This is a genomic window from Mycobacterium kansasii ATCC 12478 (assembly GCF_000157895.3).
In the GTDB taxonomy this organism is placed as follows: domain Bacteria; phylum Actinomycetota; class Actinomycetes; order Mycobacteriales; family Mycobacteriaceae; genus Mycobacterium; species Mycobacterium kansasii.
The window spans coordinates 5771944-5786586 of sequence record NC_022663.1; the positions used below are offsets into that span (position 1 = coordinate 5771944).

General features: G+C 68.1%; 10 protein-coding genes and 1 pseudogene. 4 read left to right on the forward strand and 7 right to left on the reverse strand.

The features are described 5' to 3' along the window. Window positions 1-135 precede the first annotated feature (135 nt). Entirely contained in the window at window positions 136-1329 is a 1194-nt protein-coding gene (locus tag MKAN_RS25120; protein WP_023372990.1) for a PPE family protein, read from the forward strand. Window positions 1330-1498: 169 nt separating this feature from the next. Here the strand turns inward: MKAN_RS25120 and MKAN_RS25125 are convergent, their stop codons facing one another. The 5 genes from MKAN_RS25125 to MKAN_RS25145 form a co-directional block, all read right to left on the reverse strand. Continuing rightward, window positions 1499-2506 (reverse strand): YVTN family beta-propeller repeat protein, encoded by a 1008-nt coding sequence (locus tag MKAN_RS25125; RefSeq protein WP_023372992.1) that lies wholly within the window; start codon window positions 2504-2506, stop codon window positions 1499-1501. A gap of 1075 nt (window positions 2507-3581) precedes the next feature. Further along, window positions 3582-4268, reverse strand: a complete 687-nt coding sequence (locus MKAN_RS33235; protein WP_023372996.1) for a class I SAM-dependent methyltransferase — start codon at window positions 4266-4268, stop codon at window positions 3582-3584. A gap of 337 nt (window positions 4269-4605) precedes the next feature. After that, window positions 4606-5811 (reverse strand): cytochrome P450 family protein, encoded by a 1206-nt coding sequence (locus MKAN_RS25135; RefSeq protein WP_023372999.1) that lies wholly within the window; start codon window positions 5809-5811, stop codon window positions 4606-4608. Window positions 5812-5818: 7 nt separating this feature from the next. After that, window positions 5819-6703, reverse strand: a complete 885-nt coding sequence (ypfJ, locus tag MKAN_RS25140) for a KPN_02809 family neutral zinc metallopeptidase (RefSeq protein ID WP_023373001.1) — start codon at window positions 6701-6703, stop codon at window positions 5819-5821. A gap of 42 nt (window positions 6704-6745) precedes the next feature. Then, entirely contained in the window at window positions 6746-7261 is a 516-nt protein-coding gene (locus MKAN_RS25145; RefSeq protein ID WP_023373003.1) for an SRPBCC family protein, read from the reverse strand. A 426-nt stretch (window positions 7262-7687) separates the two neighbouring features. Between MKAN_RS25145 and MKAN_RS32630 the strand changes: the two are divergent. Then, window positions 7688-10305 (forward strand): annotated as a pseudogene (locus MKAN_RS32630) (PE family protein). Between the two features lie 30 nt (window positions 10306-10335). Here the strand turns inward: MKAN_RS32630 and MKAN_RS25155 are convergent. Further along, on the reverse strand, window positions 10336-10536 hold the full coding sequence (locus MKAN_RS25155; RefSeq protein ID WP_023373011.1) for a hypothetical protein: 201 nt from the start codon (window positions 10534-10536) through the stop codon (window positions 10336-10338). A 184-nt stretch (window positions 10537-10720) separates the two neighbouring features. Next, on the reverse strand, window positions 10721-11608 hold the full coding sequence (locus MKAN_RS25160; protein WP_178131782.1) for an oxidoreductase: 888 nt from the start codon (window positions 11606-11608) through the stop codon (window positions 10721-10723). 82 nt (window positions 11609-11690) lie between these two features. On the opposite strand from MKAN_RS25160, the gene aspS reads away from it, so the two are divergent. Together aspS and MKAN_RS25170 are read left to right on the forward strand one after the other, a co-directional pair. Continuing rightward, on the forward strand, window positions 11691-13466 hold the full coding sequence (gene aspS, locus MKAN_RS25165) for an aspartate--tRNA ligase (protein ID WP_023373015.1): 1776 nt from the start codon (window positions 11691-11693) through the stop codon (window positions 13464-13466). 76 nt (window positions 13467-13542) lie between these two features. After that, complete coding sequence (locus MKAN_RS25170; RefSeq protein WP_036391440.1) at window positions 13543-14598, forward strand: FUSC family protein; 1056 nt, start codon at window positions 13543-13545, stop codon at window positions 14596-14598. Window positions 14599-14643: the final 45 nt, after the last annotated feature.

The following is a 14643-nucleotide window of genomic DNA, read 5'->3' on the forward strand; positions in this document are numbered from 1 at the left end:
TCATCGCCGCTGTCGATGTCAAACACGTTGTTGCGGGTGGTGTTTGGAGCCAAGCGCGACGGTGAGGCCAACCGGTTGCTGGGCAGTTGGGGTGCACGATAGCACCAGATGTCGGCGCGCAGAGACGAGGTTGGAATGGTTCCTGAGTTTGCGTGGTTGCCGCCGGAGATCAATTCGGCGCGGATCTTTGCTGGTGCTGGGGCGGGGCCGTTGTTTGCGGCGGCGTCGGCGTGGGCGGGTCTGGCTGCGGAGTTGGCGGGGTGGGCGTCGTCGTTTGATGCGGTGATTGCGGGGTTGACGGGTGGGCCGTGGGCGGGTCCGGCGTCGGTGTCGATGGCGGCGGCGGCGGCGCCGTATGTGGGGTGGTTGAGCGCGGCGGCGGTGCAGGCGGAGACGGCGGCGGCCTCGGCGGTGGCGGCGGCGACGGCGTTTGAGTCGGCGGTGGCGGCGACGGTGCATCCGGCGGCGGTGGCGGCGAATCGGGTGTTGTTGGGGGCGTTGGTGGCGACCAATTTCTTGGGTCAGAACACGCCGGCGATTGCGGCTACTGAGTTCGATTATGTGGAGATGTGGGCTCAGGATGTGGGGGCGATGGTGGGCTATGACGCGGGGGCGGGGGCGGCGGCTGCGGAGTTGATGCCGTTTGGTGTGCCGCCGTTGGATTTGGCGGGGTTGGCTGGGCAGGTCGCGGCCCAGGTGAGCACGGCGGCGACGGCGGCGACGGGGGCGGTGTCGCCGGCGTTGCAGGGTGCGCTGGCGGGGGTTCCGGGGGTGGTGAGCGGGGTGCAGTCGTTGGCCTCGTCGCTGCCGGTGTCGTCGGTGATGCAGGTGGCGCAGGTCGCGGCGCAGCCGGCCAGCATGATGCTCGGGCCGCTGATGCAGTTGGCCAACACGGCCAATGCGGGTACCGCGGGGTTGGCGGGGGCGGCGGCGTGGGAGGGGTTGGCTGATGCGCCGAAGTTTGTCGGTGATGTCAATCCGATGAAGGGCCTCGGCGGTGGCGCGGGGGTGGGTGCGGGAATGGGTGCGGAGTTGGGTAAGGCGCGGTTGGTGGGGGCGATGTCGGTGCCGCCGACGTGGGAGGGGTCGATGCCCAAGGGGTTGTCGAGTGCGGCGATGGCGGGGTTGAGTGGGGTGCCCACGGCGGCGGAGCTGGCGCAGGCAGCCGGAGCGGCCGGCACCGGTGGTGGGATGCCGATGATGCCGATGCCGATGGGTGCCGGTGGTGCGGGGGCGGGGATGCCCGGCGGGATGATGGGCCGCGGCGGTGCTAATCCGCATGTGGTGCAGGCGCGCCCGAGTGTGATCCCGCGTACCGGGATCGGATAAGGCCGGGACTTCCGCGGCGAGGCCTGCCAGGAGTTCATCACCGCGGCGGGCCGCAACATGCAGGTGATCCACGAACAAACCAACGCCCACGGCCAAACGATCCAGGGCGTGCAGCGGCGCACGCCCAAGCGCCCGCAAGCCGGCCTCCATTTGAGGTCTGGGCGCCGGGCTATCTCGACTCAATCACCGACATCGTGCCGTCGAGGTAGCTCGTGACATACACGGTGCGGGTGTTTGGGTCCACCGCGACCCCCCACGGGTATTTGCCGACGGCCACGGTGGCCGTGACCGTGTGCGTCTTCCCGTCGATCACCCACAGTGTGGCGTCCTTGTCGTAGTTCGTGACATAGACGCCGTGCGTCCCCAAATCCACCGCAATCTTCCACGGCTTCGTGCCGACGGGCACCGCGGCGATGACCGTGTTCGTCCTCCCGTCGATCGCCGACACGGTATGGCCGTCCGAGTTGGCGGTGTAAATCGTGTGCGTGCCGGGATCCACCGCCACCCCGTACGGTCGCGTGCCGACAGCCACGGTGGCGGTGACGGTGTGTGTGGGCCCGCCGATTACCGACACGGTGTCGTCGCCGCTGTTGGTGACGTAGGCGGTGTGAGTTTCCGGATCCACCGCAACTCCGAACGGGCCGCTACCGACGTGCACGGTGGCGGTGACGGTGTGCGTATTCCCGTCGATCAGCGACACTGAAGCGCCGAAGGCGTTGGTGACGTAGGCAGTGTGGGTTTCTGAATCCACCGCCACCCCGAACGGGCCGTGACCCACTCGCACGGTGGCGGTGACGGTGTGCGTATTCCCGTCGATCACCGACACCGTGTCGTCATCGTTGTTGGTGACGTAGACGGTGTGGGTGCCTGGATCCACCGCTGCCCCGACCGGAGAGCCGCCGACGGGCACGGTGGCCGTGACCTTGTGTGTCTTTGCGTCGATCACTGACACCCTGCCCCTGACCGTGTGGTTGACGGCGTAGACGGTGCGGGTGCCAGAATCGACCGCTACTCCGTTGAGGAGAGAGCCGACGGCCACGGTTGCGGTGACCGTGTGCGTGAGCGGCGCGGCCGAACCCGGTCCGGCCCCAGGCTTCGTCGGTCCGGTGGTTGTGGTGCCGGCGCGCTCGTGGCCGGAGTTGATCACCGAAAACCCAAGCACGGCAAGCGCGCCCACAAGAAGGAGACTCCCAACAATGATGGCTACGCGCCTGACCTTGGCGTTCTTCCAAGACCCCCACACCTTCCGACGCCACGGCCCGATCCCGGACTCGGGGAGGTTCGCATAAATGATGCCGGCCTTGACTGATGGTCCCGCACCGATGATCGGGGCACCGCACTCTTCACAGAAAGGCTGGTTCACCGATGTAAGGTGGCCCGCTGGGCAGAGCACCATGGCGGGCACAATCGGGGCTCCGCACTCCCCGCAGAAACGGTAGTCGTCGGGGTTTTGGTGACCGTTCTCGCACGTCACCATGAGTTAGCGTCCCTTCTTCTGCGGCCCGCGGCCGGGTAAAGGTTTCCGCCGTCATCGGTGTCATCAGATTCCGCCCGCGCACGAGAGTCAACCCGAAGCCATCGGAATCAGCAGTTTAGGGCCCACGCCGCCGAATCGATGCAGCGGCTTCCGCTGCCGCGACTGGCCGCCCCTACCGCGGCGTGGTAATCGCGCGAACGGCATGCTGACCGGCGGTCGCGAGCCGACGCTCGCGCTTGCCCGCCGTCGCCGCAACTATTTGCGACACCTCCGCCTCTGGCGGGAAGAGGGCCTGCGGCGGCGCGTGCACAGCCATCGCAAATGGGCCGGCGGGCCGTCGGCGTCGGAAGTGGTTGCCAATGCCCGAAGGTGTTGTGGACCTTGGATTTCCAGTTCGATGCCAACATCGAAGGTAAGTCCGTCGAGATCGCGTCAGTTGCTCGATGAGCATACCGGTGAATCGTTGCAGCGCTCGATCACCGCCGAGCGCGTGATCGAGGAACCGCGCAGGTGTTTCGCCGCGGCCGGCGGGCTTTCGCCGTGCTGCGCATGGACAACGGGCCAGAGCTGATTTGTCAAGCGCTGCAAGAGTTTTGCGTTGCGCAATTATGGCTTCGCGATATCCCGCCGGGGACGCCGTGGAACAACGGTCATATCGATTCGTTCGACAATCGGCTACGACGGGAACGTCTCAACCGCAACCGGACGCATTGTGCCAGCCATCTGGGGTGAGCAAGCGGCTGGCATCGGAGTCCGCTGACCCGACGATGCGGGACTATTTCGTTCGTGGTGCCGCCACCAGCCATTCCGACGAGTCCGGGTCGGCGGTGTCCAATCCCATCCCCACCTCTTTGAGCAAGGCCTTGAGTTCGTCGGCTGTCACGTGATGGGCCTCGAACGATTGGGTCAGACTTTTGTCGTCGTAGTCCAGGGTGAACTCGCCGACGACAGTCCCGTTCTGGTTGCTGAGGATCGTCATCGTCTGCAGCATCTGACCATCGGACCGCTGGTACCTGCCCGGTGGTCGCTGTGCGAACCACTGTAATGGTCGCCACTGGATGATGGCCTTGCCTTCCGGCTTGAGATGGTGGGCGATGGTCGCCAGGAGGCGCCTGCGGAATTCGACACCCGGATAGTTGATCAAGCTGCTGGCCAGCAGGACGGCGTCGAATTTCTCGGCAAGCCGCAGGTGCTCGATGCGGGCTCGGACCGTTCGCCCAGGGCGGACATGGGCGAGCATGTCGGCGGAGTCGTCCACCGCGGTGATTTGATGGCCCAGTTCGGACAGCGGATTAGCGATTCGGCCGACACCGGATCCCAGGTCCAACACCGAGCTTGCCGGGTCGAGCATTGCGGCAATGACCTGCACCTCGGCGTCCCCCGACACCCGGCGGTAGATCTCGACCACGCTGCCGTCGGAGGTTATCGGGCCGCCGGAACCCGGTGCGCCGCTGCTGGGCATGCGATGTACCTGCTGTCCTGTCGTGCGCCGCCGGGCCAGCGGGAATGATGCAGACCTGCTGATCAAAGTCCCGCTGGCCGTCGGCTAGTGGATCCAACCGATGGTCACCGTCAGTCGACGATGTCGTCGACGACGAACGAGATCAACGCATAGGGCGTCTCGTGTGCTTTGAACAAGAGTTCGTGGGACACGATCAATCTCCTTTCTTGATCAATGATCCGTATCTATCAACATCTCCGATTATCGTTACACATTTTGCAAATGTGTATCCCATCGCTGGGCAAGAAGCGTGTCCCCCAGATGGGGGACACGGCGCGTGTCGCCTGACGGGTGAGTGCTATCCCAGCATGACGGGAAGCTCGGCGTATCGATTGAGCAGCGGGATCGGTTCGAGGCGAAGCTCCTCCGGGGCGATAGCCAGGGTGAGACCAGGAAAGCGGGTTATCAAGCCGGCGATCGCGATGCGGGTTTCCATTCGCGCGAGATGTGAGCCCAGACAGAAGTGACTACCTCGGCTGAAGGCCAGGTGGTTGTTGGGCTTGCGGGTGATATCGAAGCGGTCGGGATCGTCGAATTCGGCGGGGTCGCGGTTGGCAGACGTCAGCAGCGGCACCACCATCGCTCCGCGCGGAATCGTGACGCCGTGCACCACGATGTCCTCGGCGGCGAACGTTGTCGCCTCGGTGCTGCCGACGGTGCCGGTATAACGCAGGACCTCTTCGACGGCGCTGCCGATGAGCTCCGGTCGTCGCTGTAGCAGGCTTAGCTGTTCACGGTGGGAGAGCAGGGCGGCTATTCCGTTGGTGATCACGTTCGGGGTTGTTTGATAGTCGCCGGTGATGAGCAGGAACACCATCGCGACGATCTCGTCGTCCGATAGCCGGTCGCCGTCCTCGCTGGCCTCAATCATCGCGGTGATGATGTCTTGCCCTGGGTCGCCGCGGCGCTGTTGGACCAGGGTCCGCAGACAGTCGACGAACTCGTCCATCCGCTGCGCAGCGCCCTCGGTGCCGCCGGCCAACATCAGCTCGAACAGCGAGTCGATGTAATCGTAGAAGGCGGACCGATCCTCAGCGGGTATGCCGACCATCTCACTGATCACCGTGGTCGGGATCGGCAACGCATAGTCGCGTTGCAGGTCGATCCGCTGTCCTGCCTTAAACCCGTCGAGCACGACACGGGTGACGGTCTGTACTCGATCGCCGAGGCGCGCGATCGCGCGTGGGGTGAACGGCCGGCTGACCAGCTTGCGCAGCCGCAGGTGCGCGGGATCGTCCTGATACACCATGGTGCCGGTGGTGAGCATGCGGATGGCTTCGGGCAACGGGAGGTGTTCGGCGCCCTCCACGACGCGCCGGATCCGCGGATCGGTGACCACGTCCACGCAGTCTTGGTAACGGGAGATGAAATAGACGTCCCGGTCGGGTGGCCGCAGGGCCAGCCGCCCCCGGTAGACCGGGGCATTGCGGCGCATCCAGTCGTAGTAGCGGTGCTGGTCGGCGTTGAACTCCGCCGTCCCCACCGTGATCGGATGGCTGATCAACCCGGCTCTATCCCAGGTCGGTCGCGGTGAAGGTGTCGCACTTGTTGGGGTCGCCGGTCTGATAGCCGATGGTGAACCACTTCTGCCGCTGCGACGACGAGCCGTGCGTCCACGTCTCGGGGTTGGTGCGTCCGTTCACCTGCTGCTGGATGCGGTCATCGCCGACCGACGCCGCGGCCGAGAGTGCGTCTTGAATGTCCTTGTCGCTCAACGGTTGCAGGTACGGCACTCCGGTGCTCTGCTGTTTGACGGTCGACGCGTAGTACGCCCAGACGCCGGCGTAGCAGTCGGCCTGCAACTCGGTGCGCACCCCGTTGCCGCCGGCGCCCTGGGCGCCTTGCTGGGCGCGGCCGAGCACCCCCAGCAGGTTTTGCACGTGATGGCCGTATTCGTGGGCCACGACGTATTCTTCGGCGAATGGTCCACCGCTGGAACCGAATTGGGTGACCAGCACCTGGAAGAAGTCGGTGTCGAAATACGCGGTCTTGTCCACCGGACAGTAGAACGGTCCCACGTCGCTGCTGGCGGGTCCGCAACCGGTGCTGACCTGACCGCTGAACAGCCGCAGATGCGGGCGGGTGTAGCGATTGGGCATCAGCTGCTTCCATACCGCGTCCAGGGAGTTACCGGTGGCCACCACCCGGCACTGCACATACTTGTTGGCGTCGGCACCGGTTTTGCACCGGCTGAGGTCGAAGCCGGGTGCCACGGCCTCGCGGTTGTCGACCGGTTGCTGGCTCATGATGCCGCCCGGATCGACTCCCAGGAACAGGGCGACCACCACGATCAGCAGCCCCCCGATGCCGCCGCCGATGGCCATCCGCCCGCCCGGGAAACCACCCGACGACGACGCGGTGCTGGTGTCGATCTGCATACCCTCGTTGAAGGTCATCGCATGCTCCCCAATCCGGACCGCCTACCGGGTCGAACCAGCCTAACCCTGCTTCCCGGTGGCGAACCGCGCGTCGGTATACCTGCGCAGGTTGGCAAGAAACCGGCGCAGCGCCAGGTTCAGCAGTGGCCCGAACAAGAACATGCCCAGGACCGCCGGGCCGGCGGGCCTCTGCGCCATGGTCCAGGTGAGCCGGCAGCCACCGGGGATGACCTCGACCTGGTAATCCTCGGCGAACGCTGCGACCGCTTGCGTGGAGCATTCGTTGAACCGAAATGCCATGCGCTGCAACGGCTCCCAGACCAGAAATTCCTCGTTGGCTTCCATGCCCCCGTGCATGTCGACGGTGCGCGTGGTGCCGACGTGATACGGCTGCGGACTGGTCCAGGTCACTTTCTTGATGGCCGATGCCCAGCGCGGCCAGGCGTCCGCGTCGGCGAGCACTTCGAACAGTTGCTCGGGGGTGATGGCCAGGTCGACGCTGTTGCGGAACAGGTATGGCGCCGCACCGGAATCCGGGTCGAGAAAGGTCAACTCGACGCGCTCGCAGGGAAACATGACTACAGACATTAAGCCGACGTAAAGCCGTCCGGCGAACCCGCGGACTTCGCGTGCCGTGAAGCGGCGGACCTCACTACCGGCGACGTCTGGGCCGGAGCGCCACCGCATCTCCCGCTCGAGAGATCTGCGAAATTTGCGGAGCCTTCCCAGCATTCGGATTGTGGAAACGCTTCTTGACACGCCGTCGGCGCCGGGTGGCCGCCTGTGGCCGGGGTTGTGTTCAACGACGAAATTCCGGCGCCTTCGGCGGCTGGGACGCCGGTAATCGCCCAGACTGGCGACGACAGGGGCCGCACCAGTTTTGAGACAATCCCGCGCGTATCCGAAAGATTGCCTCGAAAATGCGCCGCCGAAGCGTACGCTCTGCTGGCTGGTAATGCATGCCGACGACAGTCAGATCACGCGGATTGACGGAGGTGCGAGATGTCGTTTGTCATTGCGACGCCCGACGTGGTGGCGCTGGCGGCGGCAGACCTCGCGGATATCGGCTCGACGCTGACCGCGGCCAATGCCGCGGCCGCGGTCCCGACAAGTGGGTTGGCGGCCGCCGCCGCCGATGAGGTGTCGAAGGCAATTGCGGCGGTATTTTCCAGCTACGCCCAGCAGTACCAGGCGCTGAGCGCCCAGGTGGCGACGTTGCAGGGCCAGTTCGTGCGGACGCTGACGGATGCCGGGAACGCGTACGCGGCCGCTGAGGCGGCAAATGTCTCTCCGTTGCAGACCCTCGAACAATTCCTGCTTGGTGCGATCACTGCCCCTACCATCGCCGGCCGCCCGCTGATCGGCAACGGCACCAACGGGGCCCCAGGGACAGGGGAACCCGGTGGGCCTGGTGGATATCTAATGGGTAACGGCGGCAATGGCGGCTCGGGTGCCCCAGGGCAGGCCGGGGGGGCCGGCGGGGCCGCCGGATTGCTCGGCAACGGCGGGGCTGGCGGCGTCGGTGGTACCGGCGCGTCGGGCGGCAAAGGCGGCACCGGTGGGTGGCTGTGGGGTAACGGCGGCGCCGGGGGGCCGGCGGCACCGGCGGCGGCGCCGGTGGCGCAGGTGGCAACGCGCTGTTCTTAGGCTTTGGTGGCAACGGCGGCCCTGGCGGGGTTGCAAGCGGATCTGGTAACGGCGGGGCAGGCGGGGCCGGCGGCGGCGGCGGTTCGCTCATCGCCATCGGCGGGGCGGGCGGCGCCGGCGGCGCCGCCACCAGTGGAACGGGCGGAGCTGGCGGCGCCGGCGCTGTCGCAGACGCCCTGTTCTTCAGCCTGGGCGGGGCCGGCGGGCACGGCGGGGACGCTTCCGCGGGAACCGGCGGAGCCGGTGGTGCCGGCGGCGGCGCCGCCTCCGCCAGCTACATCGGGATCAACGTGGGCATCGGCGGGGTCGGTGGGGCCGGCGGCGCCGGTGTGACCGGCGGTGCCGGCGGTGCCGGCGGCATTGCCGGTTACGACGGCCCCATTGGAATCCTCTTGGAGCTGGGCGGTGCCGGCGGCATGGGCGGCGCAGCTACCACCGGGACCGCGGGCGCCGGCGGCGCGGGTGGCGACGCTTTGGCTTTCAACTTGCTCGGGTTCAGCGTGGCCCACGCCGGCGCCGGCGGGGTCGGCGGGGCCGCCACCGGGTCCGGCGGCAGCGGCGGAGCCGGCGGCAATGGTGGCTTCGGCTTCGCGGCCGTGGGCGCTGGCGGCGGCGGTGCCGGTGGGGATGGCGGTGCGGCTGCCCTCGGTAACGGCGGCGCCGGCGGCGCCGGTGCCGATGGTGTCGGGCTGCTGGCCGGTGCTGGGGGTACCGGCGGGCACGGCGGTGCGGCCCCCACCGGCAGCGGCGGCAGTGGCGGTGTCGGCGGTGCCGGCTTCGGGTTCATCGGTACGGCTGGGAGCGGTGGTGACGCCGGCACCGGCCTCGCGGTCGGCGGCGGCAACGGAGGTTCCGGCGGCAGCGCTTACGGAGTACTCGCAGCCATCGGTGGGCAGGGAGGCGCCGCCGGCCCGGGTACCAGCGGGTCCGGCGGCGACGGCGGCGGCGGTGGAAGTCTGTTCGTTGCGTTGGGCGGTGCCGGCGGGCACGCCGGCACCGGTGCCGGGGTCAACGGCGGCCAGGGCGGTGACGGCGGCAGCGCCTCCGGCGCGATCGCCGCCTTTGCCGGGGCCGGCGGCACCGGCGGTCCGGGCACCAGTGGGTTTGGCGGTGGTGGTGGCGGCGGCGGCAACGCCGAGAGTCTGTTTGCCGCGGTGGGCGGGGCCGGCGGACACGGCGGCGATGCTTCCACGGGAGGCGGCGGAGGCGGCGGTAACGGCGGCCTGGGCATCGCCTACAGCCCCCTGGTAACCGGCATCGGCATCGGCGGCGCCGGTGGGGACGGCGGCGCCGGTACCAGTGGTGGCGACGGTGGTTTCGGCGGTGCCGGCGCTTCTTACGGCGTCGCTGCAATCGACTTCGTGCTGGCGGGCGACGGCGGCGCGGGTGGCGCAGCTACCACCGGAACCGGCGGGGCCGGCGGTGGCGGCGGTCTCACCTTGGCCGTGGACTTCCTTGGGTTTGGCCTGTTTCACGGTGGCGCCGGCGGGGATGGTGGAGCCGCCACCGGGGCCGGTGGCATCGGCGGGGCGGGTGGTAATGGCAGTAGCATCACCGCGCTCTGGGGCATATACGGCGGCGGTGCCGGCGGGGAGGGTGGGTCCGCCACCGGAACCGGCGGCACCGGCGGCAACGGGGGCAACGGCGGCTTTGCTGCAGGGCTTGGGGCCGGGGTGGGCGGGTCCGGCGGAGACGGCGGCGCGGCTCCCACCGGTACCGGCGGCGATGGCGGTGCCGGCGGCGACGGCGGCGGCATCATCGGCTCGGGCGGCAACGGCGGTGACGCGGGTAGCGGCGTCGGGGCTGCTAATGGCGGCAACGGGGGCAACGCTGGGATCACGAACAACGGCCAGTTCACACCGTCCATATACGGCAACGGCGGCAACGGCGGCAACGGCGTCAACGGCGGAAGCGGCGGCAAAGGTGGCAGCGCCGGCACGCTCGGTACGCCGGGACAGAACGGATCGCCGTAGCCTGCCTAGCGGCGAATACTGCCACCTGCCCTAGTCGGGGATGTTGTCGGCGACAATCGTGAAGCACGCCGAGTGGATCGAGGCGTGCGTCTCTTGAAACAAGACCTCGTGCGTTATCGCGTGTGTGCGGCCGCCCTCGTCGTGACCGAGGACAGCACCGGCCGCGACGCCCATGGCGGCAATGGCGATCCCGGCGCCGACCGGCTTGAGTCCGATCTTGCGATCCGTCATATGGAACTCCTGTTCGCGTAGCCGATGTAATCGAGCTTCGATGGTGCCCGAAACCCGCCGATATGCACCAGCTGTCACGGCGACAGCGACAATCGCTTCTTTGACTCGGACGATAACTGGAACTTATTGCCCCAGGTCGTCAGGCTACGGCGGTGCGCCCTCACGATCGCCAACTGCCGACCGGTCAGCCCGGGCCGTCGCTGGCCGCGGCCAACAGCGGCACCACGACATCGCTGATCGGGGTCGCCAGGCCGTGGGCGCGCGCCTTGCGGATGATCACTCCGTTGCGCAGGTCCCATTCCAGGCGCCGATGGGCTTCCCGGTCGGCCAAGATTGAGGTGCCCATGTCCTCGGGGGCCGACCGGAACAGATTCACCATCTCCTCGACCGCGTCGTCGCCGAGCCGGGCGCCCTCCGCGCGCGCCACCGCCAGGCATTCGGCGACGTAGCGGCGCGACAATGCGGCGACGTCGTCGCGGCGAAACATTCCGGACCGTCTCCCGGACAGCGCCATCAATCCGGCCAGCGCGTTGAGCACCAGCTTGCGCCACAGCACGGTGGTGAAATCCGGATCGCAGTCCACCCGGGCGCCCGCGCCGCGCAGCAGTTCGGCCACGGCTTCCGCAGCCGCTCCGGTCGGCAGCACCAGTGCGGCCTCGCCGCGCAACCGCACCCAACCGTCCGGTTGGGTCTCCGCGGAAAACCACACACTGCCGGGTACGACGGTCGACGAGGGGCAGTGCGGCTGTACCTGCTCGACCTGTTCGACCCCGTTTTGCAGGACGGCCACCACGGTGTGCTCGCCGCACAGCCGGGCCAGCCAGCCGCGGGTGGAGTCGTTCTGGGTGGCTTTGACCGCCAGGATCACCACCTCGACCGGGCCGGCGACGTCGTCGGGATCTGTGTGCACCGGGCCGGGCACCACGATGGGGTCCGCGCCGTCGGGCCGCAGTTCGATGCCGTCCCGAGGGGTGTGGCCGCACAGCAGCACCCGGTGGCCGGCCGCGTGCAGCAGCGCGGCCACCGTCGTGCCGACGGCGCCGGGGCCGACCACAGCGATGTTGGGTGCGATGAGCCAAAAGTACCGGGTTCATCCGGCGACCGGGCCGGACCTTAGACTGGGCAGTCATTCCGACCGCGTGAAAGGGAGTCTTGTGCTGCGCAGCCACGGCGCTGGTTCACTACGGGATCGCGACGCCGGGCAGCACGTGACGTTGGCCGGCTGGGTGGCTCGGCGCCGCGACCACGGCGGTGTCATCTTCATCGATCTGCGCGATGCCTCCGGCGTGGCGCAGGTCGTCTTCCGCGACCCCCAGGTGCTGGCCCAGGCGCACCGGCTGCGCGCGGAATTCTGTGTGACGGTCTGCGGTGTCGTCGAACTCCGCCCGGAAGGCAACGCCAACCCGGAGATCGCCACTGGCGACGTGGAGGTCAACGCCACCGCCCTGACGGTGCTGGGCGAATGCGCGCCGCTGCCGTTCCAGCTCGACGAGCCCGCGGGGGAGGAGCTGCGGTTGAAGTACCGCTACCTCGACCTGCGCCGCGACGGCCCGGCGTCGGCAATTCGGTTGCGCTCCAAGGTCAATGCCGCAGCACGCGACGTGCTGGCGCGGCACGACTTCGTCGAGATCGAAACCCCGACGATCACCCGCTCCACTCCGGAAGGGGCGCGCGACTTCCTGGTGCCGGCCCGACTGCACCCCGGCTCGTTCTACGCATTGCCGCAGAGCCCGCAGCTGTTCAAGCAGCTGCTGATGGTGGCCGGGATGGAGCGCTACTACCAGATCGCCCGCTGCTACCGGGACGAGGATTTCCGCGCCGACCGCCAGCCCGAATTCACCCAGCTCGACATGGAGCTGAGTTTCGTCGACGCCGAGGACATCATCGCCATCTCCGAGGAGATCCTGACCGCGCTATGGGAGTTGATCGGTTACCGGATTTCGACGCCGATCCCGCGGATCAGCTACGCCGACGCCATGCGACGCTTCGGCTCCGACAAACCCGACATGCGGTTCGGTGTCGAGCTTGTCGAGTGCACGGAGTTCTTCAAAGACACCACATTTCGGGTCTTCCAGGCACCCTACGTCGGCTCCGTGGTGATGCCCGGCGGAGCGTCGCAGCCGCGGCGGACGCTGGACGGCTGGCAGGAGTGGGCCAAGCAGCGTGGTCACCGCGGGCTGGCTTACGTGCTGGTCGGCGAGGACGGCACGCTGGGTGGCCCGGTAGCCAAGAATCTGTCCGACAGCGAGCGCGACGGTCTGGCCGCCCATGTCGGAGCCGAACCCGGCGACTGCATCTTCTTCTCGGCGGGCCCGCCGAAGTCGTCGCGGGCCCTGCTGGGGGCGGCTCGCAGCGAGATCGCCCACCGGCTCGACCTCGTCGATCCCGATGCCTGGGCCTTCGTGTGGGTGGTCGATCCGCCGCTGTTCGAGCCCGCCGACGAGGCCACGGCCGCCGGTGACGTCGCTGTCGGATCGGGGGCGTGGACGGCGGTGCACCACGCGTTCACCGCGCCCAAGCCCGAGTTCGAGGACCGCATCGACTCCGATCCGGGCAGCGTGCTGGCCGACGCCTACGACATCGTCTGCAACGGCCACGAGATCGGAGGCGGCTCGGTGCGTATCCACCGCCGCGACGTCCAGGAGCGGGTGTTCGCGGTGATGGGTCTGGACAAGGCGGAGGCGGAGGAGAAGTTCGGTTTCCTGTTGGAAGCCTTCATGTTTGGTGCCCCGCCTCATGGCGGGATCGCGTTCGGTTGGGACCGGATCACGGCGCTGCTGGCCGGGGCCGACTCGATCCGTGAGGTGATAGCGTTCCCCAAGACCGGCGGCGGCGTCGACCCGCTGACCAACGCGCCCGCGCCGATCACCGCCCAGCAGCGCAAGGAATCCGGAATCGACGCCAAGCCCAAACCGGTTGACCGGGCCTAGGAGCGGCCTAGGAGGGCCTAGGAGACACGCCCTGGGCGGGTGCACGGCGCATCCCGTCCTGCGGTAAGTAAGCCTGATGAGGACTTCGCGGCTTGCCCTGGTGGCTGACGGCGGCCCCGCGGCAGTGCAGCGGCTGCGCGCCGTTGTGTGGCCGATCACCCAGACCTCGGTGGCGGCCGGCCTGGCCTGGTATCTGACCCATGACGTGCTGCACCACCGGCAGCCGTTCTTCGCACCGATCTCGGCCGTGGTGTGCATGTCGGCGACCAATGTTCTGCGGGCCCGACGCGCTGCGCAGATGATCATCGGGGTGGCTCTGGGGATCGTGCTGGGAGCCGGGGTACACGCGCTTCTGGGCACCGGACCGACCACCATGGCGGTGGCGGTCTTCGTCGCGCTGTGTGTCGCGGTGCTGAGCGGACGCGGCTTCATTGCCCAGGGCCTGATGTTCGTCAACCAGACCGCGGTGTCGTCGGTGCTGGTGCTGGTATTCGCCGATACCGCCGGTGTAGTGGCCGAGCGTCTGTTCGACGCCGTCATCGGCGGCGGGTTGGCTCTGGTGTTCGCCGTGCTGTTGTTTCCGCCCGACCCGGTGCAGATCCTGTGCGATGCCCGCGCCGACGTGTTGGCGGCACTGCGCGAGACGCTGGTCGAGGTGGCCGACATGCTGGAAGATCCTTCCCGGGCCGCTTCGGACTGGCCGATGTCAGCCTTCGACCGGCTACATGACCAGCTCACCAGGCTGGCCGAGGCGCGCACCACCGCGGTCGTGGCCACCAGGGCTCCGCGCCGCTGGACTGCGCGCAACACCTTGCTCGGCATCGAACAACAGTCGGCGCGATTGGCGATGCTGGTCAGCGGCGTACTGCAGCTATCTCGCGCGGTCACCCGGCTTCACCGGGGGCAAGTCCCGCGTCCGCTGCACATCGCCCTGACCGAACTCGCCGCCGGCATGGCCGTTGCCGACGACGAACCCGCGGCAGCCAGCGCACATGCCACCGCGGCCAGAGACCGCGCATGGGAACTGGAAGCCGGGGCCCGCGACAAGAATCAGGTGGTGCTGGCCGACATCGTCTGCGTCTGCGCCGACGACTTACAAGAGCTGATCGATCTCCCCAGCCCGGCAAAGTAAGCTCTGCCAGCTCCTTCGGGACGACGTGATGTGTTCGACGATAGG